Below are 23,087 nucleotides of genomic sequence, written 5' to 3' on the forward strand. Positions count from 1 at the left end.
TCGGGCCCATGACCGCGTCATCGTCCGCCCCTCCGGCACTGAGCCCAAGCTCAAGTGCTACCTCGAGTCCCCCGACGCCGATCGCCTCGATGCCATCGCCGCCGATCTGCGCGAGTACTTCGGGCTCTAAGCCGCCACGCTCTACGCTTTAGCCGCTGCTGCCCTCGGATTCTCTTTCACAGGGACAGCAGCGGCTTTTATCCGGCATGAACCGCAGCATAGACACCGTGGTTCCTTCGGCATTTTTCTTTGACCTCAGCCAGGGTGTCGACTACACGAGGGAAACCTCAGCAGTTCCTCTTTAGGATTTCGCCTCTGCCTCAAGAACGAAAAGGCGTTTGCCCCAGCCAACAGCCGTGGTGGAGGCAATAAAAGCGCCGTTGTCAGCGACAGCAGCGTTGATGTCTTCCTGAGTCGGTATCTTGGTGCCGAACATGGAAAGCCTCACCATGTCCTCTTCATAGGAATGCTCATCTCCGCCTACCGTATCGATAACCTCGGTAAAGATATAAACCCGCCGGAACGTATCCTTACTTATTGCACGGTTTAATTGGTGAGCTACTTCCTCGCTACCAAAGACACCCCAGGGATCGATGAAAACTACATCAGTTGCCCACACATAGTCCACTTCAGTGGGATAAAAACCGCTTCCCTCGCCATTCGTCTCGCATCGTGCACGAGAGGTTACTGCGATTTCCTGTAGCACCGCTTCCGAGGAAGCATCACTGATAATACGGCTCTGGGCATGCTCCCATCGTCGGAGTATTTCATCTGCATATACCGCGCCTCCCTGGCCAATGATGAGAACGCGAGCGGTTTCATCTAAATACTGCTGTAGTGCCTTAGCTGCCGAAGGAGCAGTCCACCCAGCGCTCACATTCTTTTGCTCAAAGCGTTCGGCCACGAGTTGTGGGTCACGGCTAACATACTCTGACCACGGCAATCCCTTTTCCCCTTGAGGTGCTGACTCACCGGTACGAAGACTGTGCTCAAGTCGCATCAGCGCCATCGCCTCAAGATGTGCAGGCCCGCTTAACCAGCGCACCGCATTTGAATCTGGGTCCGCCAGTTCCATTCCCATTGCAGTCAACGTGAGGGCGTCCCCGCTGATTTCGACGAGTTGAAGAGCGGCCAAGTAACGGACAAATCTTCCCAAAGCCTCCTCGTGAAGTTCTGCCGCAACAGCAAGGGCAGGGACTGTGTTGGCACCCGCATCGATTTCTTGAAATAGTCCTAAACGTACTGCAGTGCGAAGCGCAAAGGCCGAGTTCAACTCAGCTAAATCATGGATATTATGCAAAACACTATTACTACTGCTCGATGCGTTTCCTTTGCCGTGTTTCGGGTTAGTACGCCGCCAGTAGCCCGTGATTTCTTGATGCTCAGGGGTAATTCCGGAAGCTTTAAACAAACGGCGCAGCGGTTTTAGCCGAGAAGCTTCCCCTGCCGCCCATACGTATCCTTCGCCATCAGGCAATAATGAAGGAGAAGTAGCTTCAAAAAGCGCCCTAGTCTTTTCCACGAAGTCCTCACCCCGTTCGCGTACCGCCCAGTGGACCTGTACTGAATCGGAAATGTCTAAGCTCTGAATATCAGCGCTCGTAGGAACCTCTATCACCGCAATCGCAGGGTGCCCGCACGGGAGTGATTCTACGCAGCGGCCAATTGCCGGGAGCGCAGTCTCATCTCCTGCCAAAAATAGCCAATCGGTATGCGTAGGTAACTGTGCACAAGACTTCGGACCTGCCACAAAAATGGCGTCACCTATTCGAGCGTTCTGTGACCAGTTTTCTGCTAGGCCCTCACCGTGGCGCGCGAAATCTATTGCTAACCGCTGGTTAGCAGCGTCAAAGTGGCGGACCGTGTATGTCCGGAATAGATTTTTGACAGCTTCTGGCCACAGTAGGTTGCCATCTTTTTGGGCGATTGGGTGCGGCCTTTCTCCAGTTTCCGGATCCGGGAAGATCAGCCGAACGTCGTCATCAAAACCATTGCTTAATAATGCAGGAACGGAAATACCATCGTGTTTGTGCTCCTGGAGTTGCTCTCCGCTAAGCGTAATGCGCCGCATGCATGGCGATATATCTTCGACATTTTGCACATATAATTCCCGGTAAGAGATTGGATAAATTTCTCTACCTCGACTGTTTCTGGGCATAGTTTTAACCATTCCTTTTGGTCAAGTTGATTTTTATTTCGTTGCCGGAGAGGCAAGAACGAACTCACCACTTCCTTGGACTTCATCATCTAAAACAACGCCTTCCGATAAATCGGAAGGCGTTCATGACTACCTGCTGCAACGGAGTGAGCCCCTTCTAGCAGGTATCAGGGTTGTGCGGGCCTTGACTACTTTCCAACCTTTTCCAGCGTCGGCATCGTCTTATCCAATACCCAAGCTCGACTCAAGCTCGTCGGGTTGTTAAGTCCGGCGACGACGGCTGAATCACCAGCGAGAGTCGCATCGGCTTTCACCTGTGGCAAATCTTTGTATCCCGGAATATTTTCAACCTCTTCGATTGAGCTGTCGAGGTTATAAATAACCATGAAATCAGCGGCTAGGTAGGAAACATTTTCCGGGGAAAGCGTGACGCGGCCATTATTAGCTGGGACGGATCCGTCCGTCAGCTTGTCCGGGAACTTCATGCCCAGATCGTAGATGAAGGAAGCACCCGGATCCTCAGGGTCAGCAACGGCGCCAAAGGAGCCTTGGGCGAACTGGGAAACAACGCCGGTTTTACCGGAGAGGTTAGGCAATTTTTCCTTTGCGTCGGAGAAACGCTTCTGATCCTCTTCAATGGCTTTCTTCGCTTCGGATTCCTTATTGAAGATCTTGCCCAAAGCTTCTAGCTGAGATTCCCAGCCAATTCCCTCACCCTTATCGGAGATTCCGCCGAGAGTCGGTGCGATTGCAGACAATTCCTTGTAATGAGCCTCGGAAATTGTCCAGTAGTCGCCAACGATGAAGTCGGGTTCGATTGCCGCGATTTGTTCCTGGGGCAGAGTCTTGAAGTCTGTCTGATCGATCACTTTGACGCCATCGAGCTTGGCCTCGCGCCAAGGCGAGTTCTTGTCTATTCTATTCTGCACAACGGCAGCTGGTTTAATTCCAAGTTCCAGCAGGTTATCAACGGCCGTTCCTACGGCAACCACGTTTTGCGGGTTGACCGGATACGTGTCCGTTCCCCGTGCGTGCTCAATGGTCACGCCTTCTGCAACCTCGGAGGTTGTTGCCGCTTCATCGGTTGAATCGTTCGACGCGCAGCCCGACAGAACTAATCCGGCACAGATAGCGGCAGCAATGAATGACCGCGCACCTCTTTTTACTGACATCCTTTATCCTTAAAGTCGGTTTCCTCAAGCTACCTTTCAGCTCTTTTCTTTTCATCAGAATTTTCGGTAGACCCGAAGGTAACTCTTAAGTTAGGTTAGCATTACCTATGCCACGTTGCAATAGTTTATTCTAGTTATTGATCTATAGTTATTACCTATCTAAAGGGGTATACCTTCACCCTTTCGCGCAACAACAGGGGCGATATCAGACAGCTACTTGTATGCATTTTCATCAATGTCCGAGGACACGGTCACGATAAGTTCTGGATCGTCTTTTCGATACGCGGAGTATCGCCCTCGATTCTGTCGTTATGCCGAATGCCGACGCCAGCGGCGTAGCCGCATTTACGCCAATCCCTAATCTCCAGCAACTTATTTTGAACGCCCCTTAAGTAAATGAAGGCTTACCTTACTTTAAGTCGGTAATATGTTTTCCCATGATTGACAACCACCCCCAGCAAAAGTCTGAGCCACAACTCGGCCGAAGCTCCCCTCCCCTTCCAGAGGTGGCAAGTACCCGATCGCGGAGGAACGATCCTGTGGGCACGTCGGGATATATGGAATTTTGTCAACCGCACTGGGACGAATTCACCGTTACGCACCTCTCCCGCCCCCACAACTTAGGATTTCCCATCGTGATCGATATGGCAGAGATGACCGGTCATGAGCGTCTCTCGTCCTTCTTGGGCCATCGGGTCACAGCACCCTTGGATCTGGACTCGGAGCTCCTCATGGTTTTGTCCGGGCCAGACTACCGAAGCACCAGCGCCTACTGGGCACTCTTTAGGGCCTACTTCACGGACATCGGAAAGCAGCAGTGGGCAGGCCAACAGGCTCGGTTATGTGGTCGCCTGCAGCTAGGTGCGGGCTGGCGGCCACTGCAGGGATTGGAGGCCACGCTATGAGTGTGCGCACTACCCGCCTACTGGGCCTAGGGGTACTGTTCCTACTGGTCCTCGGCGGCACGATCTGCAGTTTGCTGTACGGTGCCCGTTCCATTCCTGCGGAGGATGTGTGGGCCGCGCTGCGGGATCTCCCAGGGGCGAGCGGCTCCCAAGACGAAGTTCCAACCAATCAACGCGTAGTAGCCGAGCTGCGGCTACCGCGCACCCTGCTGGCCATTATGGTGGGGGCGGCACTGGGAGTGGCCGGTGCTCTCATTCAGGGCCATACCCGCAATCCCCTGGCAGATCCGGGAATCCTAGGTGTCAGCTCCGGCGCGGCCCTGAGCGTTGTGGTCAGCTTCGCTCTGTTTGGCATCACCGCCCCGTGGGCCACCGCAGTAGTAGCCTTCCTCGGCGCGATCGCAGCCACTGCACTAGTCTTCGGCCTAGCCTCCGCAGGCAAAGCAGCAGTGGACCCTTTGACCTTAGTACTGGGCGGAGCCGCACTGTCGGCGGTATTAAGCGCCATTACCAGCGCATTCGTTCTCACCAATGACAATAACCTGGATCGAATGCGCTTTTGGACCGTCGGTTCCCTTGCCGGTCGGGATATGAACACTGCACTAGGCATCCTGCCGTTTATAGTGCTGGGACTGATCCTGGCGTTTGCCACCGGCCCACAGTTGAACATCTTGAACTTAGGCGACGACGTGGCCGCAGGACTCGGCATCAACACCGCGGCCGCAAGACTTGGCGGCATGGGCATCATCGCACTGCTGGCCGGGGCGGCCACGGCTGCAGCGGGCCCGCTGGGCTTCATTGGTCTGGTAGTGCCCCACATTGTCCGGGCTCTCACAGGCCCAGATTACAAGTGTATTTTGCCTTACTCTGCACTGGCCGGCGCGGCACTGTTGCTGTGTGCGGACGTAGTGGGCCGCCTCATCGCCCGCCCCGGGGAGCTCCAAGTGGGCATCGTATTGGCCTTCGTTGGCGCGCCGTTCTTCCTCGCCTTAATCTCTCGGAAAAAGGTGATGACGCTGTGATACGACATAACAAGGCTGTACAGGATAAACAAAGCACTTCGTGGCAGATGCCGGGCAGGGTGCCATTCCGAGCTGGGCCAATCTCCTTTCTCTGGCGCCCGCGGGTGGTGCTGGTGTGTCTTATCGCCACAGCGCTCATTGTCTTTTTAGGAGCACTCTCCATCGGACTGGGCGACTACCCTATTTCCGTCCTCCGAGTACTACAGGTGATCTTTCATGGGGAAGGATCCCGCGTGGAAAAACTCGTGGTCCTCGAGTGGCGCATGCCTCGAGTAGCCACAGCCATCGCGGTCGGCTGCGCACTGGGACTTTCTGGAGCGCTAACCCAGACGGTCACCCGGAACGCGTTGGCCAGCCCCGATATCCTCGGCATCACCACGGGCGCCTCTGCCATGGCCGTAACGGTCATCGTGCTCGGCGGTGGCGGCAGTGGCTTCGCCGGCTGGCTCGCTGGAATTGGGATTCCCTTGGCCGCGTTTCTGGGCGCGATACTGAGCACCACGGTTATCTGGGCGTTGGCTTGGCGGCGCCACGCGGATTCCTACCGCCTCGTACTCGTGGGCATCATCATTACCGCGCTGCTAAGTTCCTACATCAATTTCCTCATGGTCCGCGCGAAACTGCGGGATGCCAGCCAGGCACAGTTCTGGCTCACCGGGTCCCTGGCCAAGTCGGAGTGGAATACCACCATCCCCATGGTCGCCCTTGTGATTGTATGCGCCCCGTTGCTGGCTTGGATCTCCCACCAAACGCTGGCCACCACTCTGGGACCCGATCTAGCCCGAGCGCTGGGCCAGCGAGTCAACGGCGTGCAGGTGGCAATGCTGGCGTTGGCCGTAGCGCTAGCTGCGGTAGCTGTTTCCGCTGCCGGCCCCATCGGATTCATCGCCTTTGTAGCGCCTCAAGTAGCCCTTCGGATGTGCGGCGTACCCAGTCCCCCGCTTGCGGCGTCGGCTCTTACCGGCGCAGTACTGTTACTAGGTGCGGACATCGTGACCCAAACTATTCTGCCGGTGGAACTTCCGGTGGGTATTGTAACCTCCGCGCTGGGCGGTATCTTCCTCATTTACCTACTCGTTCAACGCACTAGGAGCACAGACGCATGACCTCCCCCATACCTCAGTCAAGCGCAGACCAACCGAATACCACCAGTAGCGTGGTCGCTTCCTCGGTCACGGTAGGCTACGGCCAGCGCACCATCATCCGCGATCTCAACGCCACGTTCCCAGCGGGAAAAATCACCACTATCGTGGGGCCCAACGGGTGCGGTAAATCGACCTTGCTGCGTGCCATGTCCGGACTGCTCGACCTCGATACAGGGACCGTATATGTAAATGGACAAGATATCTCGGCCATCAAGCGCAAGGACGTCGCCCGAAAACTGGCAGTGTTGCCCCAATCACCCGTGGCACCTGAAGGCCTGTTGGTCTCCGATCTGGTAGCCCGCGGTCGGCACCCGCACCAAGCATGGTTCCGGCAGTGGTCCTCTACCGACGAGGAAGCAGTCTTCGCGGCTCTAAGCCAGACCGGTTCTGCAGATCTTGCGAGCCGTACGTTGGATGAGCTTTCCGGAGGCCAGCGCCAGCGGGCGTGGATCTCCATGGTGCTAGCGCAAAACACCGACATCCTCTTCCTAGACGAGCCGACCACTTACCTTGACCTGGCTACCTCCGTGGACATCCTCGAACTTGTCGATAGCCTGCGTCAGAAACTAGGAAGAACCGTAGTAATGGTGCTGCACGATCTAAACCTGGCGGTGCGCTACTCCGATTACCTTGTGGTTATGAAGGAAGGCCAGGTAATAGCTTCCGGCGCACCCGCCGATATCATCACCGCAGAGCTGCTGCAGCAGGCTTTTGATCTGCGGGCACGGGTGATCGAGGATCCGGAGACTGGAGATCCGCTCATCGTTCCACTCAGAATGAAGCGCCCTGGGTTTAGTTCCTCCCTCAGCTAAGGATGTGATGTCTAGCGACTTTTTGGACACGGAGTCCAGGATGTTTTTGGACGGGATGTCTAGTGGCTTTTTGGACGTTTGCGGCGGTGGAATAGCCGGATGGCTATTCCATTGCATAAGCGTAGAAAGGTCGCAGATTTCGATCCCGTTCGTGACGGCAAGACGGTCACACAGTTTTGCAAAGAATTAGGAATCTCGCGGCAGACGTACCACAACATCAAAAACCGGATAGCGCAGAAGGGTCGCGCAGGTATTGTGCCTGATTCGACTGCCCCGAAGAATCCGATTAAGAAATTTGACAAGGCCGACAAAATCGCAGTTGTCCACGCCAGGCAACATTTGATGGAGCAGGGCTTGGATTATGGGCCTTGGTCGATCTACTACTTCTTGTTCGACTCTATCGGTGCCGATCGGACCCCGTCGCGTTCTACCATCGCCTTGTGGCTACAAGAGCTGGGGTTTGTTGATGCCAATGCCCGCAAACGGCCGCGGAGTTCCTATAAGCGCTTCGCCCGCGATTTCGTTGGGGAACTCTGGCAGATCGATGGACTGGTCTATCGCCTCTTCGACCATGCGCACACGCTCGTGACGATTTACCAGATCATCGATGATGCCAGCAGATTTGATGTCGGAACCACAGCATTCGCTCTACCAGAAAACGGTACTGATGCGCGCGCTGCGCTGGCCGCAGCGTTCGCCGCCTACGGCAAACCTCAAGAAATCCTTTCTGACAATGGCGATGCGTTCGCCACCTACCACCGGGGTTTTCTCTCTGCTACTGAAACTTGGCTCGCCAGCGAAGGCGTACTTGCTATTGGAGGTTTCGCCCCAACAACCCAGGGAAAAGACGAGCGATCTCACCGTACGTTGACCCAGTTCCTCGATGCACGCCACCCAGTCAGCCTTGCTGAGGTCAACACATATCTTGCTGAATATCGCCAGGTTTACAACGAGCGACGACGCCACCAATCACTGCTGGTCGGCAAGATGCACATCACACCACGCCAGGCTTTCGATACTTTCCCAAAGGCACCGTCGCCTATGTTGCGACCGGCTAGTTGGTAGCGGTGTGGTGACTTTCGGGTAGCGGTTCAGTGGGTTTCCGGTAGCGGGGTTGGCGGTGGCGGGTGATGCTTTCGGGTGGTTGCACCACAGGGGTGCAGCCGGTTACCGGAAGGAGTCCGCTGATGACGGATTACCGGGCGGTGATGAAGCTGCTTGTGCAGCAGCGTTCGTACCGCCAGATTGAACAACAGCTCGGGTGCTCGCACCGCGCGATTTCCCGGTCGAACCAGGTGCTTCGATCCCTCGGGATTCGCACCGTCGACCAGGTTTTGGCGTTGACGGATGATGAGCTCGACGAGTTATTCGTCGATGGGCGCAGCACAGGCCAGGGCGAGTTCGTCCCTATCGATTTCGATGCGGTGGTCAAAGCCCGCACGGGGCGTAACAAGCAGACACTGCAAGTGCTGTGGGCTCGCTACACCACCACACCTGCTTTACCCGGCCAGCTCCATTACAGCTACGACCGGTTTCGCCAGTTGGTGGCGTCCCATGTCGATGCGGCCGGTTTGACCGCACGCATCACCCACACTCCGGGGCACACCATGCAGGTGGATTGGGCAGGCGCCAAGATGCGCCTGTTCGACCCTTATGGCGCACCGGGGGTCAAGCTCAGCGTGTTTGTCGCCTCAATGCCGTATTCCGGGATGATTTTTGCCCTCGCATGTCCGGATGAGCGCCAGCATTCCTGGCTTGATGCCCACCACCACGCGTTCGCCTACTTCGGGGGCGTGCCTGAGGTTGTGGTGCCGGATAATGCCTCGACTGCGTCGAACGCGATCAGCGCGGCGGATCGAAACCGCAAGGTCAACGACACCTACGAGCAGTTTTTGGAGCATTACAACACCGCAGCGCTGCCCACGAGGTCGAAACGGCCGAAAGACAAAGCCAATGTCGAAGCCGCAGTCAAGATCGTCACCCACAAGGTCATCCACGCACTCGATGGTCACCAGTGCGTCGACCTTGACGAACTCAACTCGCGAATTCAGCAGTTGGTTGACCAGATCAACCAGGCGGTGCCGTTTCGTCACCAGCAGTCAAGCCGCAAAGACATTTTCGATGCGCATGAAAGACACCTTTTGACAGCACTTCCCGACACCCCGTGGCAGCGCACCGAGTGGAAACGCGCCAAGATCGCCCCAGATTTCCACATCACCGTAGCCAGCGTGCGGTACTCCGTGCCGCACCAGCTCGTTGGCCGCACTGTCGATGTGCGCATCACCGGGCAAGTGCTCACGGTCTTCGATGGTGGCCGTGCCGTTACAACCCACACGCTTTCCCACACCCGCGGGGCGTATGTCACCGATGCCGATCACATCCCGGCGAGCATGGATAACACCCAGGGCCTGTGGACGAGCGATTACTTCCTGCGCGAAGCCCAAAAAATCGGCCCGGCGACACGCACCGTCATCGAGGAAATGATCGCGGCGAAAGCAATCCCGGCCCAGGCGTACCAATCGTGCAGGAACGTGCTGTCAATGGGCAAACACGCCAACAAGCCCGTGCTGGAAGAAGCATGTAAGCGTCTGCTCTCCTGCGACGGGACCCGCCGGGCGGTGTCCTACACCGCGGTCAAAAACATGATGGCCGCCGTACGCAAAGAAGCCGCAACCCGACCACACGGCTTCGACCAACCGGCACCGGCCACACCTGGGCATCCGGCCCACGCACCCGCCGCTGCCACACGCGACACCAGCGGCGCCTACCTCGGTGGCGCAGCACAGTTCAGCCTGGACAACCTCATCAAGAAAGGAACCACAACGCCATGACCCCACCGACCCCGCCGCAGGAGCGCTTCCTCGACGAATCCGTCCTCGCGGACTTCACAGCAATGCGCATGACAGCCTTCGGCAAAAGCGTCATCGACATCGCCAACGACCCAGCCTTCGACACGTGGACCTTCTCACAAAAGGTGCTCTACGCACTCGACAAAGAAGTCGCGGCCAGACGCGAACGCCGCATCAACAAACTGCTCAAGGCATCACGATCGCCAAACCCCGATGCCTGCCTCGAAGACGTTGTCTACGCACCTGACCGCAACATCAACCCAGAACAAGTCAGCCGACTCGCTCACGGACAATGGTGCCACCTGGGCCAAAACATTGTCATCTTGGGCAAATCCTCAGTCGGCAAGACCTACCGCGCCCAAGCACTGATCACCGCAGCATGCCGCAACGACTACTCCGCCAGGTTCTACCGCACCGACATGCTTGCCGCGCACTTCGCAGTGATGCCGCTCGACGACCCAGCCCGGCTCAAACTCATCCGCGAGTTGATCAGCGTCGACGTGTTAGTCCTCGACGACTTCCTCACCACCCCAGTCGATGCCACCACCGCACACCTGCTCTTCAACATTCTCTCCGAACGAGAAGGCAACCGATCAACAATCGTGACCTCACAGTTCACCCCGCAAGACTGGTACAGATCCATCCCGGATGCCGTCATCGCCGAGTCCATCCTCAACCGACTCATCGCCGGCGCCGAAATCATCACCCTCGAAGGACCAAACATGAGACTGGAAACTAACCAGTAACACACAAAACGCCTGAGCAGGGACCGCTACCGGATCCCCACTCAGGCGCTACCACAAACTCACCACACCGCTACCATTCCGATCTTCTAAACAGCCTACGCATCCACTCGATCCTGATCAGATCTGGGCCCGCGTAGTTGCCTATAACCAGGCGCACAATCCACAAGCTGCATCCGACATGCTAAACGGCCCCGCGGAAGCGGCAACTTCACACGAGGCCAGCACAGATGACATGGCAGCTCAGCAAGGCGTACCTCCCACCGATGCCCCTACGTTAACGGTGCCTACGACAAATTCAACAAACTATTGGGGCATCCCAGACCAGCTCTGTGTGAGCAAAGATGGCGTTGTACGCGTGTGCGGCTTCGGTCTCTACATTGGCCTGAGGTTTAAAAATCGCAGACTCTACTCCACGGTCACAGTCGATAACATTGCGGAGTTCTACACGGCCCACGATGGTGAATTCCTCTTCAGCGTGCCACTGCCGATCACGTTAAGCCACAGACCAGCAGGTGGTCAGGTCAACATCAACCTCGTCGAAGGAATGAAACATCGCCGACCACCGCAGATGAACCCGAACCTATCCAAACCCCGGCCGAAACGCAGGCTACAACCATGAGCCGCTAGAAGTGTCCAAGAACACCATGGAGTCCGTGTCCAAAAAGAGACCGGACTCCATGTCCAAAAACCCTATGGACATAACAAAACCTGGCTAACAACTGGATGTTGGGTGAGGGTGGGCACAACCGGAGGGTCGTCGATAAGCGAATGCAAAACACCGGCCCCAAAGGCACCACGAGTAATCTAGATCACCATGACTAACGCCCAGCTACCTGAGCAACACAGCGACGAGCACCTCAAGCTCTCGCGCCAAGAGTTCGACCGGGAGAACCTCTCGGACGCCGACATCGAGCAGATCAAGGAGCAGCGCGAGGGTGACGAACCCGACGGCTCGTTCATGCGCTGGGTGATCACGCTGTTCGGCACCGGCGTGGGCGCGGGCATCCTGTTTCTGCCCATCAACGCAGGCAGTTTCGGGTTTTCGCCGTTGGTGATCGCGACGCTTTTGATCGGCCCGATGGTGTTTTTCTCCCACCGCACCTACGCGCGCATCGTCTCCGCGTCCCCGGTGAAGGGGTTGGACGTGCTGCAGGTGATCACTGCGCTGACCGGCCGCAAGCGGGGCTTCGCCTCGGCGCTGGTGTACTGGCTGGGCATCTACCCCACGGTGCTGATTTACGCCATCTCCATCACCAACACGCTGGACAGTTTCATTGTGAACCAGCTCGGCGGCCCGGAGGTGAGCCGGTGGGTGCTGGCCACGGCTTCGGCGGGGTTGATGACGGGCGCGTACGCCTTTGGTAAGAAACTCACCCTGTGGCTGGCCAACGCGCTGGTGTATCCGCTGATCATCGCCCTGGCGGCGGTGTCGTTCTACCTGATCCCGAGCTGGGACTTCGCCAGCTTCCGCGCCTACGAATCTTCCTATTCGGTGTGGCAGGGCCTACTGCTGATCCTTCCGGTGCTGGTGTTTTCCTTCAGCCACATGGCGGCGCTGAGCCAGTTCGCGCTGGATGTGCAAAAGAAGACGGACGGCGACGTCGCCGCCACGGAGCGTGAGGTGTCCAAGGTGGAGATGATCACCGCCGCGATGCTGGTCACCTTCACCATGTTCTTCGTGTGGTCGTGCGCCCTATCCCTGGGCGCCGACGGCATGGACGCCGCGCGCGAGCAGAACGTGCCGGTGTTGTCGTACTTGGCCAATCAGACGGACGCGCCGTTTATGGCGTGGATCAGCCCGATCATCGCTATCGCGGCGATCATCACCTCCTACTTCGGGCACCTGCTCGGCACGGAGGAGGGCACTGCGTACTTGTTGCGGTCGGTGGCGCCGAACTTCGCGGCTCGCGTATCGACGTCCACGCTTCGCCTCACAGTCAACATCTTCGTGTTCGTCACCGCAGTGATTGTCGCTGTGTTGAACCCGTCGATCCTGGACATGATCTCCGTGGTCGGCGGCGTGTTCGTGGCGTTTTTGGTCTACATCATGCCGGTGCTGCTGTTTAACAAGGCCACCGCGTTCAAGCACTACGCCTGCCGCCCCGACACCATCTTCGTGTTTGTCGTGGGCCTGGTGATTATGGGTGTGGCGGTGCGCAACATCATCGTTGGGTAGGGCTTTTCCGCGCCCGAAAAGATATAGAAAGATATCGGAACAATTCTCTGACCAGCAGGAACAGTAGGTTTCGGCGTATATTCACCGCGCTATATCTTTTCTATATCTTTCAGAGCCGGAAAATGGGTCCAAAAAGAATTCCCTGGGGAAATGTACAATCGCTGGCATGATTACGGAATCTGCCTGGGGTGAACTAGCACCGCACGTCCGAGATGCTCTCGAGGCGATTCATGGTGGGGCGACGGCGGACTCGCAGGAGTCTCTCATCTTGGAGTTCAAGGAGGATCCGGCTGTTCGGGAGGGGGAGAACGGGGCGAAAGCGAAGCTCGTCGAGAAGCTGCTGAATGAAGCCATCTGCATGGCAAATAGTGAAGTTGCAACCGGCCACATTGTTGTAGGGGTGGCGGATAAAGCCACGGGCGAGGCCGCGTTCACCGGTACGCAGATGGACGAGGAAAAACTCGCTCAGAAGATATTCAACGGCACGAAGCCAAACATGAATGTGCAGATCACGCCAGTACGAGCGTGGGGAGTGAGGCTTCTGGTTATCCATGTGCCGGAGGCGCGGGCGCTCTACACCCGGGGTGACGGTGCTGCGAAACGTCGCACGGCAGATGCCCAGTTCTCCTGCCAGCCGATGACTGAGGAAATGCGCCGCTCGATCGACGAGGCTCGGCGCAATCCCGATTATTCGAATGGTCCCGCGGACATTTCCGTGGACGATCTGCCGCTAGCTGTGATTGAAGAGGCGCGGAGGATGCTCCGCGAGCACAGAAGGGCGCGCGGTTCTGAGACCGCGGTTCCGCAAACAACGACCGGGCTGCTGCGCGAACTTGGCCTGGTGCGCGATGACGGCCAGCTCAAGCGGGCGGCTGAGATTCTCCTCGCCGATCCTGACCCCACAGACGTTGTAGTCCGGCACCTGTGGCGCAGTATCCCGGGGGAAGACCCGAAGGCCACGCTGATTTCGGATCCAGTTTTGCTGGCGTTGCCCCGCCTGCGGCGCCTGATTGCGGAAAACGGGGACAGGGAGATCGAACGGGTGCAGTTTGACGGCGGTGAAGAGATCGCTATTAGCCGCTTCCCTGAGCAGGCTGTAGACGAGGTGGTTTCCAACGCGTTCATTCACCGCGATTGGCGGCTGCCCGGCCCGGTTGTGGTCGAGCAGACCTACCGCACGCTAAAGATCACCTCGCCCGGTCCCCTGCCGCCGGGAGTGTCGGTGGATAAGCTGCTGACCACCACATCTGTTCCGAGGAACAACCGGCTCATGGCGGCGATGCGGACGCTCGGTCTGGCGGAGGAAAGCTCGCGCGGCTTCGACCGCATGTGGGCCACGATGATCCGCACGGGGCGAAACGTTCCTGAGGTTTTTGCTACCGAGTCCTATGTTCAAGTGGTCCTGGCCGCGCAGCAGCCCGACACGACCTTCATAAAGGGGCTTAGGAAGCTCTCGGAGCGTTACGGCGAACCGGTCATCGGTAGCGTCGCAACACTGATTGTGCTTTGGCACCTCAATTCCGCTTCTTTGATCACTGCCGCAACTGCAGCCCGCAAAACGCAACTCACTGCCCTTGAGGTGGAAGAGCTTATGGGTGTGCTCGTTGAGCTTGGAATACTCGACTCTGTAGCGGACGCGAGCGAGTGGACGCTCAGCGGCGAGGCGCGAAAGCTGCTCGGCCGCGGGCAGGCAGGCGACCTGGCGACCGTGAGTATCCAAGAGTGGATAGAAGCAAAGCTTCTCGACGGCGAATCGCTCCGGTCCGCCGATATCGCAGACCAAACCGGTGTCAGCGTCGCCGAGGCGGGGCGGATTCTCCGCCACCTGCGCAGCCTTGGTCGCGCACAGATTGACCCTGAAGGTCCCCCGCGTGGGCGCGGCACCCGCTGGATCCGGGCGTGAAAGATATAGAAAGATATCGGAACAATTCGCTGACCAGGTAAAATAGTAAAAACCGGCCCGCTATATCTTTCCTATATCTTTCGGGGTCGAAAAACGGGACCAAAAAGAATTCCCTGGTGAAATAGCGGGAAACGGCGGCGGGGCGGAGCTGAACGTCGATAAGCATAAGTTTCACCTGAATTTCACCGCAGCGAAACCTGAGGGCGCTACGTTTCGAGCTGTCTACTTCCCCTCTGAAACGAAGGACCGCCATGCGCAAGCACGTCGCCGCAATCACCGCCCTCGCCCTGCTCACCCCAGTTCCTGTCGCCAACGCGGAGGATCTCGCCTCCCGCTTCACCCTCAGTGTCATGCCGGACACGCAGTTCTACTCCCGCTACGGCACCGAGGCCGCCGGCGATATCTTCGGCGACCGCTACGGCACCAACCCGTACGACGCGCAGACTGAATTCCTGGCCGAAAACCACAAGAAGCTGGGCACGCAATTTGTCACCCATCTCGGTGACGTTGTGGACGAGCCTGAAGACCGCGCCAGCTGGGACATCGCGGACCGTGCGATGAAGACACTCGAGGACGCCGGAGTGAACTACTCCGTGCTGCCGGGCAATCACGACCTGACCATGTTCGACGGCAAATCCGCCTTCACCGAGTACTTCCCGGAGGAGCGCGCGAAAAAGAACTCCACGTTCATGGGTCGCACCTCCTCCACCGACATCTACTCCACCGGCAGGGGCGACAAGTACTCCTTCCCGGGCCAAACGGTCGACTCCGAGTACCACATTTTTGAAGCTGAAGGTCAAAAGTACCTGGTGCTGGCGCTCGGTTTCCGGGCAAATGATGAGACGCTCGACTGGGCGCAGCAGGTCATCGACAAGCACCCCGAGTTGCCTGTCATTCTGACCTCGCACGAGATTACTGGTATCAACGGTGACGGTTCCACGTACTTCACCGAGGAGTACGGCGAGCATCTCTGGGACAAGCTCATCCGGAAGAACGACCAGATCTTCCTCACTATCGCGGGCCACCACCATGGGGCCGGCTACCACGTGAAGAAGAACGATGCAGGTCACGACGTCATCAACATCCTTCAGGACTACCAAATGGCGTACCTGGGTGGCAACGGCCTGATGGGCCAGCTCCAGTTCGACCTGACCAACAATCAGCTGGAGATGACTGCTTATTCGCCGTGGGTGAAGTCGAAGAAGCACGAGCAGCTGACCTCGTTCGATCACCTTCTCCTCGAGGGCAAGGGCGACTCCTACGTCATCGACATCAACTTCGCCGATCGTTTCAAGAACTTCGCGCCGGCGTTCAAGGCTGGTGACGCGAACGATCCGAACTACGCCGAGGTGCTGAAGAAGACGATCACCGACGGCTACACCCCATACCAGGTCACCGAGAAGGACAAGCCGAAGAACGAGCAGGACTACGCGTTCGTCGAGGGCACCGCGGTGCACTGGCGTCCGGGCCAGACCACATTCGAGGGCAAGCTGCTTAACGACGGAGCTCCCGCCCCCGCCGGCGCCATCGTCCCCGACGTAGCCAATGGTGACGATATGACCCGTGTACGTCACCGCATCGGGGCCGGTGCAGACGCCGTGACCTTCACCACCGACAAGCACCCGCTTTCGTCCGACCGTGGCTCCCTGCGTTGGTCCGACCCGAAGTACAAGCACTCCACCGCATGGTTCGAGACTGCAACGGGCGCCGATATCAACTCCATGACGTTTGAAAAGGGCTACACCATGGAGGCCTTCCTCAAACTCGACGAGGATTGGAACGCCGACAACAACAAGTGGTCGAACGCGTTGATCCGCGATGCCTCCGGCACCATCACCCACCCGGAGGACGAGGACGGTGACCCGATCCAGATGCTCGGCGTATCCAGCCTGCGCGAATTGCGCTGGTACTCCTATGGCGAGAACGGCAGGGGCTTCTCCAACTGGACCCACGAGGTGCCGAAGGGCACGTGGATGCACGTTGCGGTGGTCAACGATCCGGCGGATAAGTCGGTAACCATGTACGTCGACGGCTCCCCCATCCTTCGCGACGGTTACGGGCCCGTGGGTATGGGCGGGAACGACGACAGGTGGCTGCTGGGCACGTCCGCTTGGGACAACGACAAGGTCGACGGTTGGTTCGGCAATATTGGCGAGATCCGCATCGTGGATCACCCGATTGGCCCGGACCAGTGGCTGACCGCGCGCGGCACGGCCCCGGCACCGACTCCTACCTCGAGCTCTGCTCAGCCATCCACTCCGGCTCCGGCAACCACCACGGTGGCCGTCCCGACCACAGTGGCCGTTCCTACCACGGTGGCCGTTCCTACCACGGTTGCCGTCCCGACCACGGTGGCCGTTCCGACCACGGTGGCCGTTCCGACCACCGTCACGGCTACACCGGTACCGGCGGCGACGACAGTTATTGCCGAGCCCGCAAAGGACGGCTCGTCCAACGTCGGCAGCAGCATCGGTCTTTTCGCCGGTGGTGCTGCAGTGGGAGCGCTTGGTCTGCTACTGGCCATGTTGGCGGGGCTCAACGGTGCCGTCCAGTGGCTGCTCGATCAGGTTCGCCAGTACCTACCGATCTAGCGGTTTTGGCGTGCGGCCATGATCCACGCGCAATAATGGAACGCATGGCCTGCAGCATTTACTACGACACCGTGTACGGATCCACCCGCGAGTACGCCGAGGCGCTGGGGGAGAGGCTGGGGGTTAGCGTCTCTGGCCTCGAGCACCCAGAGCAGGTTGAGGCCGACGGGCCGGTCGTGGTCCTCTCGCCGATTCACGGGCCCAACCACACGGGGGTGAAGTTCGTGAGGTCGCTGCCGGAGGCCGTCGTGAAGCAGTGGCCCGTTGCTTTGGTGACGGTGGGCATGTCGCTCGACGACTATGCCGTGCAGACCGACGCCGCCGCCGGTTTGCTCGGTGAGCGAGCCGAGCGCGTCACCCGCTTTTACGTGCCCGGCCGCCTCAACTACTCCGAGCTGTCGAGCGCGCACTCGGCGGTGATGAAGGGGATCGTGGGTGCGCTGCGGCTGAAGCCGCGGAAGTCCGACAACGAGCGCGCGATGATCGACGCGTACGGAAAAGACACCGACCGCGTCGACCTCAATCGCCTCGATGTGGTCGAGGAGTGGGTGCGACAGCGGTCGGTGTAGGGCCCGCCAGGGGTTACGGCATGAACTGCTGGAGGAACGGGGCAGCTGCCGTTGCAACGGGGACGACGCCAGACCGGCCGCGCGCACCACCGCCGCGCCCCGGGGGAGCTCGCCAACTGCACGGATTAGACTGGCCAACTATGACTGAGGCGAACTCCACCGCGAACTCCACCGCGAACCCGCACCGCTATACCGCCGCGCTGGCGAACACGATCGAAACGAAGTGGCAGCAGTACTGGAGCGACAACCACACGTTCTACGCGCCGAACCCGGTCGGCGACCTTGCCACCGGAGCCGAGCTCCCCGCAGACAAACTCAACGTCCAGGACATGTTCCCGTACCCCTCCGGCGCGGGTCTGCACGTGGGCCACCCGCTGAGCTACATCGCTACGGACGTCTACGCCCGCTACAACCGCATGCTGGGCAAGAACGTGCTGCACACGCTGGGTTACGACGCCTTCGGCCTGCCCGCCGAGCAGTACGCCATTCAAACCGGTACGCACCCACGCACGACCACTGAGGCGAACATCAAGCACATGACCGAGCAGCTCGACCAGCTCGGCCTCGGCCACGACCGCCGTCGCTCCGTGGCCACGACGGACCCGGAGTTCTACCGCTGGACGCAGTGGATTTTCCTGCAGATTTACAACGCGTGGTTCGACGAGGAGCAGCAGAAGGCCCGCCCGATCGAGGACCTGGTCCAGGACCTGATGAAGGGCACCCGCCAGACCAAGGACGGCCGCGACTTCCGCGAGCTCACCACCGAGGAACAGCACAAGGCGATCGACGAGTTCCGCCTGGTCTACCTCTCCGAATCCATGGTGAACTGGTGCCCGGGCCTGGGTACGGTGCTCGCGAACGAGGAGGTCACCGCGGACGGGCGAAGCGAGCGCGGTAACTTCCCGGTCTTCCGCAAGCGCCTGAAGCAGTGGATGATGCGCATCACCGCCTACTCGGACCGGCTTCTCGACGACCTCGAACTCCTCGACTGGCCCGAAAAAGTCATCTCCATGCAGCGCAACTGGATCGGCCGCTCCCGCGGCGCGCAGGTCGCGTTCGAATCCGCCGCCGGCGACATCGAGGTCTTCACCACCCGCCCGGACACGCTCTTCGGCGCCTCCTACGTCGTGCTCGCGCCCGAGCATCCGCTTGTCGACGACCTCACGGCCCCCACCTTCCCGGCAAACACCGACCCTCGCTGGACCTACGGCGCGCAGACTCCCCGCGAGGCCGTCGACGCCTACAAGAAGGCCATCGCTGCGAAGAGCGACGTCGAGCGCCAAGAGAACAAAGAAAAGACGGGTGTCTTCCTCGGTTCCTACGCGACGAACCCGGTGAATGGGGAAGAGGTGCCCATCTTCATCGCGGACTACGTGCTCACCGGCTATGGCACCGGCGCGATCATGGCGGTGCCGGCGCACGACGAGCGCGACTACGAGTTCGCCACCGTCTTCGGCCTGCCCATCGTCCCGGTCCTCGACGGCGATGTGACCGAGACGGCCTTCACCGGCGACGCGGCGCACATCAACTCCGCGAACGCCGACGGCCTGGACCTCAACGGCCTGGGCAAGGAGGAGGCGATTGAGGGGGCGATCCGGTGGCTCGTCGATAAGCGAAAGGGCTCTGAAAAGATCCAGTACAAGCTGCGCGACTGGCTGTTCGCGCGCCAGCGCTACTGGGGCGAGCCGTTCCCGATCGTCTACGACGAGTCTGGACAGGCGCACGGCCTGCCCGAGGACATGCTGCCGGTCGAGCTGCCGCAGGTGGAGGATTACAACCCCGTCGCCTTCGACCCCGACGACGCCGACTCCGAGCCCGCGCCGCCGTTGGCGAAGGCCACCGACTGGGTCGAGGTGGAGCTCGACCTGGGCCACGGTCCCCAGAAGTACTGGCGCGACACCAACGTCATGCCGCAGTGGGCGGGTTCGAGCTGGTACCAGCTGCGCTACATCGATCCGACAAACGATGAGGCGTTCGTGGACATCGAAAACGAGCGCTACTGGACGGGCCCGCGCGGCGAGAACGACCCCGGCGGCGTGGACCTCTACGTCGGCGGCGTGGAGCACGCGGTGCTGCACCTGCTCTACGCGCGTTTCTGGCACAAGGTGCTCTACGACCTCGGCTTCGTCACCTCGAAGGAGCCGTACCGCCGCCTGTTCAACCAGGGCTACATTCAGGCCTACGCTTACACGGATTCGCGCGGCGTGTACGTCCCTGCGGCCGAGGTGGAGGAGCGCGACGGTGCGTTCTGGTACCAGGGCCAGGAGGTCAACCGCGAGTACGGCAAGATGGGCAAGTCCCTGAAGAACGCCGTCGCGCCCGACGACGTGGTCCGCGATTTCGGCGCCGACACCCTGCGCGTCTACGAGATGTCGATGGGCCCGCTGGACACCTCCCGCCCGTGGGCGACGAAGGACGTCGTCGGCGCGCACCGCTTCCTGCAGCGCCTGTGGCGTTTGGTGGTTTCGGAGACTTCCGGCTCGCTCGCGGTCGTGGAGGCGGACCTTACCGACGAGGACCTCAAGCAGCTCCACCGCACCGTCGCCGGCGTGCGTGACGACTACGCCAACCTCCGCGACAACACCGTCGCCGCCAAGCTCATCGAGTACGTCAACTACCTCACCAAGACCTACCCGTCCGGTGCGCCCCGTCTTGCTGTGGAGCCGCTCGTGCAGATGGTCTCCCCGCTCGCCCCGCACATCGCGGAGGAGCTGTGGTCGCGCCTCGGCCACCCCGAGACCATCACCTTCGAGCCGTTCCCGGAGTTCTCGGAGCAGTGGCTTACCGACGACACCGTCGAACTGCCCGTCCAAATCAACGGCAAGGTCAAGGCCCGCATCGACGTCGCCGCCGACGCCTCCAAGGACGACCTCCAGGCCGCCGCGCTCGCCGATGCCCGCGTGCAGTCGCTGGTGGAGGGCAAGACGGTGGTCAAGGTCATCGCCGTGCCCGGGCGCATGGTGAACCTGGTGGTGAAGTAGCCGGGCCGGGCTGTCGATTTTTGCAACCGCTCGGGCTGGCTCCGGTTCTGCATTGCGGACTCGTTGGTGCGGCCCCACGATTTGTAAAAATCGGCACAGTTCCCTCTCTGTCAGGCTGGTTGTGAACAACGATCCGTAGGAGGTTTTGTTCATGACTTTGCTCGATGTTCCAGTGTTGATCCCGGAGCCGGACGCGCTGTCCGAGGCAGCTTCGGTCGGTGGTCAACAGGTTCGAAGCGGTCGCCTGCCCAGGCGGAGGCTTTGTGCTGATGATGTGTTGTCCCTTGCTGTGACGGTGCTGTCTCCTGGCGAGGTCCTCGACGAGGATGACCTGGTCATGCCGCAGGCTGGCGCGGTTGTGTTTAGAGCGTGTGAGCCGTATTCGCGGGGGTTGGATTTTACTGCCACTCAGAAGCGGCAGATGGTCACGATCTATCGCCAGTTGCCCTACGGGGCGAAAGGTATCTGGCTTGATCGCCATGGGCTGTATGGAGTCAAGATCTTTCGGTGGGGCCAACAGCTTGGGCTTTTGACCTGCGCGCAGCAAAAAGCAGCGTCGGTCGGCGACGAGGAACTACCAGCGGTGCTTGACGCTGCGGCGGTGACGTCGCTGGCGCAGCGCTACCTTGCACTTCCTTACGGTGAAAAGGAGGCGTTTTTAGCCAAGCATGATCTGTGCCACCGGACAGTGCTGCGGTGGGCCACCATGGTTGCAGACGGATCGATCGCGCATTACACGCATACACGAAAGGCAGGAACAGTGGGAAAACACACCTCCGATGACCTTACGCAGTCACGGCGCCAGGTTGAGGCGATGATTCGAGAAAACGACCGGTTGAAAAAAGAACTCGCCAAAGCCAACCGCAAACTCACCCGGCAAGAACAAGAACTGGATAAATGGGTCAAAACCAGTGATGTGTTGGGAAAAGCTTTAGCGTCCATGCCCGATCTTCCTGGCGTGGACTACGACGCGGAGGAAAACGCCTATCCGAAGACGAAACGCGACGCTATGAAGCTGGTCGACAAGAAGAACAACGACTCATCGACGCACTTGTCGGATTAGGCCACTCCACAACCCGGGCGTGTGTGTTGCTGAGAGTCAGCCGCAGCCGGATCTACTACGAATCCAACCCACGGCCGAAAACCGCCAACCCGATTGCCCACCACGAACGCAACATCCCCCGGCTCACACAAGAACACATCGACCAGATCCTCGCCCAGCTGGACGCCAATCCGCAGTCCAGCGTGGACGATGTGTTCTACAACGCCTACAACCACGGCGCTTACATCGCCAGTTTGAGCAGTTTCTACCGCATCGCCCGCAAGCACAACAGACTGTTGAAACACCGCAACTGCACAAGCACCAAACGCAGGTCGAAACGCGGCAACAACCAGCCACCACATGTCGTCGCTACTGCACCAGCACAAGTGCTGTGCTGGGACATCACATTCCTGCCCGGCCCGTTCGTCAACGAAACCTACGCCTGCCACACCATTATCGACCTGTACTCACGCGCCGTGATTGGCACGCTGGTCACCCACCGCGAAGACGCGCGCGGTGTATCCAAACTCTTCGACGACATCTTGACGCGCTACCCCACAGTGCAAACCGTGCACTCCGACAACGGGGCAGCTATGCGAAGCAACGCCTTAAAGCGTGTGTTCGCCAAACACGACGTCACCGCATCGTTTAGTCGGCCGGCCATCAGCAACGACAACCCCCAAATGGAATCGCTGTTTCACACCATGAAGGGATTTGCGTACTACCCGAAAGTCTTCGCCGACATCGACGCCGCCACCCAATGGGTAGCCCGGTTTACCAGGCACTACAACAACCGGCCCCACAGCGGCATCAACGGCTACACCCCGCAAAGCGTGCTCGACGGCACCTGGAGACAATACGAAACCAACCGCATCAACGCAGCACGCGCCGCACTCGAAGCCGGACTCATCACCGCTATGCCAAAAACACCGACCGGACTACCCAAGGAGGTCACCATCATCCGCACAACCACCAAAACCCGCCCACAGCCACCCACACTTACCGTCGCCTAAACC

At 59.4% G+C, this 23,087-nt stretch carries 15 protein-coding genes and 2 pseudogenes; 15 read left to right on the forward strand and 2 right to left on the reverse strand.

Going from position 1 to position 23,087, the window contains the following annotated elements; all coding sequences use genetic code 11:
* Positions 1-10 precede the first annotated feature (10 nt).
* Positions 11-130, forward strand: a pseudogene (locus CJEDD_RS11850) (hypothetical protein); the annotation flags it as partial.
* A 171-nt stretch (positions 131-301) separates the two neighbouring features.
* Here CJEDD_RS11850 and CJEDD_RS11855 read toward each other — a convergent pair.
* The gene (locus CJEDD_RS11855; protein ID WP_042406193.1) at positions 302-2,158 is read right to left on the reverse strand and encodes a siderophore-interacting protein; all 1,857 of its coding nucleotides are present in this window, start codon (positions 2,156-2,158) and stop codon (positions 302-304) included.
* A gap of 188 nt (positions 2,159-2,346) precedes the next feature.
* The gene (locus tag CJEDD_RS11860; protein WP_042406191.1) at positions 2,347-3,330 is read right to left on the reverse strand and encodes an ABC transporter substrate-binding protein; all 984 of its coding nucleotides are present in this window, start codon (positions 3,328-3,330) and stop codon (positions 2,347-2,349) included.
* A 901-nt stretch (positions 3,331-4,231) separates the two neighbouring features.
* Between CJEDD_RS11860 and CJEDD_RS11865 the strand changes: the two genes are divergently transcribed.
* The 14 genes and pseudogenes from CJEDD_RS11865 to CJEDD_RS11930 all read left to right on the forward strand — a co-directional run bounded on the left by CJEDD_RS11865 (position 4,232) and on the right by CJEDD_RS11930 (position 23,084).
* On the forward strand, positions 4,232-5,257 hold the full coding sequence (locus CJEDD_RS11865; RefSeq protein ID WP_042406189.1) for a FecCD family ABC transporter permease: 1,026 nt from the start codon (positions 4,232-4,234) through the stop codon (positions 5,255-5,257).
* Between the two features lie 47 nt (positions 5,258-5,304).
* Positions 5,305-6,363 (forward strand): FecCD family ABC transporter permease, encoded by a 1,059-nt coding sequence (locus CJEDD_RS11870; RefSeq protein ID WP_042406187.1) that lies wholly within the window; start codon positions 5,305-5,307, stop codon positions 6,361-6,363.
* On the forward strand, positions 6,360-7,214 hold the full coding sequence (locus CJEDD_RS11875) for an ABC transporter ATP-binding protein (RefSeq protein WP_042406185.1): 855 nt from the start codon (positions 6,360-6,362) through the stop codon (positions 7,212-7,214). Before CJEDD_RS11870 ends, CJEDD_RS11875 begins: the two co-directional genes overlap by 4 nt.
* Positions 7,215-7,313: 99 nt before the next feature.
* A pseudogene (locus CJEDD_RS11880) lies at positions 7,314-8,255 on the forward strand (integrase core domain-containing protein); the annotation flags it as partial.
* A 146-nt stretch (positions 8,256-8,401) separates the two neighbouring features.
* Positions 8,402-10,045, forward strand: coding sequence for an IS21 family transposase (istA, locus tag CJEDD_RS11885; protein ID WP_273657537.1), 1,644 nt, complete (start codon positions 8,402-8,404; stop codon positions 10,043-10,045).
* Positions 10,042-10,809 (forward strand): ATP-binding protein, encoded by a 768-nt coding sequence (locus CJEDD_RS11890; RefSeq protein ID WP_042408781.1) that lies wholly within the window; start codon positions 10,042-10,044, stop codon positions 10,807-10,809. Before istA ends, CJEDD_RS11890 begins: the two co-directional genes overlap by 4 nt.
* A 232-nt stretch (positions 10,810-11,041) precedes the next feature.
* Positions 11,042-11,428 carry a hypothetical protein gene (locus CJEDD_RS11895; protein WP_232297749.1) on the forward strand — a complete coding sequence of 129 codons (387 nt, stop codon included), beginning with the start codon at positions 11,042-11,044 and terminating at the stop codon, positions 11,426-11,428.
* A 195-nt stretch (positions 11,429-11,623) separates the two neighbouring features.
* Positions 11,624-12,985, forward strand: coding sequence for an aromatic amino acid transport family protein (locus tag CJEDD_RS11900; RefSeq protein ID WP_042408779.1), 1,362 nt, complete (start codon positions 11,624-11,626; stop codon positions 12,983-12,985).
* A gap of 166 nt (positions 12,986-13,151) precedes the next feature.
* Positions 13,152-14,888 (forward strand): RNA-binding domain-containing protein, encoded by a 1,737-nt coding sequence (locus tag CJEDD_RS11905; RefSeq protein ID WP_042408777.1) that lies wholly within the window; start codon positions 13,152-13,154, stop codon positions 14,886-14,888.
* A 251-nt stretch (positions 14,889-15,139) separates the two neighbouring features.
* Positions 15,140-17,479, forward strand: a complete 2,340-nt coding sequence (locus CJEDD_RS11910) for a LamG-like jellyroll fold domain-containing protein (protein ID WP_052333842.1) — start codon at positions 15,140-15,142, stop codon at positions 17,477-17,479.
* Positions 17,480-17,523: 44 nt separating this feature from the next.
* Complete coding sequence (locus CJEDD_RS11915; protein ID WP_042408782.1) at positions 17,524-18,048, forward strand: flavodoxin domain-containing protein; 525 nt, start codon at positions 17,524-17,526, stop codon at positions 18,046-18,048.
* Between the two features lie 140 nt (positions 18,049-18,188).
* Positions 18,189-21,029 (forward strand): leucine--tRNA ligase, encoded by a 2,841-nt coding sequence (leuS, locus tag CJEDD_RS11920; protein ID WP_273657539.1) that lies wholly within the window; start codon positions 18,189-18,191, stop codon positions 21,027-21,029.
* A gap of 151 nt (positions 21,030-21,180) precedes the next feature.
* Positions 21,181-22,092: a hypothetical protein gene (locus tag CJEDD_RS11925; RefSeq protein ID WP_273657502.1), complete on the forward strand. Its 912-nt coding sequence runs from the start codon at positions 21,181-21,183 to the stop codon at positions 22,090-22,092.
* A gap of 23 nt (positions 22,093-22,115) precedes the next feature.
* The gene (locus tag CJEDD_RS11930; protein ID WP_074432590.1) at positions 22,116-23,084 is read left to right on the forward strand and encodes a DDE-type integrase/transposase/recombinase; all 969 of its coding nucleotides are present in this window, start codon (positions 22,116-22,118) and stop codon (positions 23,082-23,084) included.
* Positions 23,085-23,087: the final 3 nt, after the last annotated feature.

The sequence above is a fragment of the Corynebacterium jeddahense genome (assembly GCF_028609865.1).
Lineage (GTDB): Bacteria > Actinomycetota > Actinomycetes > Mycobacteriales > Mycobacteriaceae > Corynebacterium > Corynebacterium jeddahense.

Excerpts from the sequence above, each read along its gene's own strand:
- CJEDD_RS11855 (WP_042406193.1), bottom strand. The coding sequence starts at position 2,158 with ATGCCCAGAAACAGTCGAGGTAGAGAAATTTATCCAATCTCTTACCGG.
- CJEDD_RS11860 (WP_042406191.1), bottom strand. The coding sequence starts at position 3,330 with ATGTCAGTAAAAAGAGGTGCGCGGTCATTCATTGCTGCCGCTATCTGT.
- CJEDD_RS11865 (WP_042406189.1), top strand. The coding sequence starts at position 4,232 with ATGAGTGTGCGCACTACCCGCCTACTGGGCCTAGGGGTACTGTTCCTA.
- CJEDD_RS11870 (WP_042406187.1), top strand. The coding sequence starts at position 5,305 with ATGCCGGGCAGGGTGCCATTCCGAGCTGGGCCAATCTCCTTTCTCTGG.
- CJEDD_RS11875 (WP_042406185.1), top strand. The coding sequence starts at position 6,360 with ATGACCTCCCCCATACCTCAGTCAAGCGCAGACCAACCGAATACCACC.
- istA (WP_273657537.1), top strand. The coding sequence starts at position 8,402 with ATGACGGATTACCGGGCGGTGATGAAGCTGCTTGTGCAGCAGCGTTCG.
- CJEDD_RS11890 (WP_042408781.1), top strand. The coding sequence starts at position 10,042 with ATGACCCCACCGACCCCGCCGCAGGAGCGCTTCCTCGACGAATCCGTC.
- CJEDD_RS11895 (WP_232297749.1), top strand. The coding sequence starts at position 11,042 with ATGGCAGCTCAGCAAGGCGTACCTCCCACCGATGCCCCTACGTTAACG.
- CJEDD_RS11900 (WP_042408779.1), top strand. The coding sequence starts at position 11,624 with ATGACTAACGCCCAGCTACCTGAGCAACACAGCGACGAGCACCTCAAG.
- CJEDD_RS11905 (WP_042408777.1), top strand. The coding sequence starts at position 13,152 with ATGATTACGGAATCTGCCTGGGGTGAACTAGCACCGCACGTCCGAGAT.
- CJEDD_RS11910 (WP_052333842.1), top strand. The coding sequence starts at position 15,140 with ATGCGCAAGCACGTCGCCGCAATCACCGCCCTCGCCCTGCTCACCCCA.
- CJEDD_RS11915 (WP_042408782.1), top strand. The coding sequence starts at position 17,524 with ATGGCCTGCAGCATTTACTACGACACCGTGTACGGATCCACCCGCGAG.
- leuS (WP_273657539.1), top strand. The coding sequence starts at position 18,189 with ATGACTGAGGCGAACTCCACCGCGAACTCCACCGCGAACCCGCACCGC.
- CJEDD_RS11925 (WP_273657502.1), top strand. The coding sequence starts at position 21,181 with ATGACTTTGCTCGATGTTCCAGTGTTGATCCCGGAGCCGGACGCGCTG.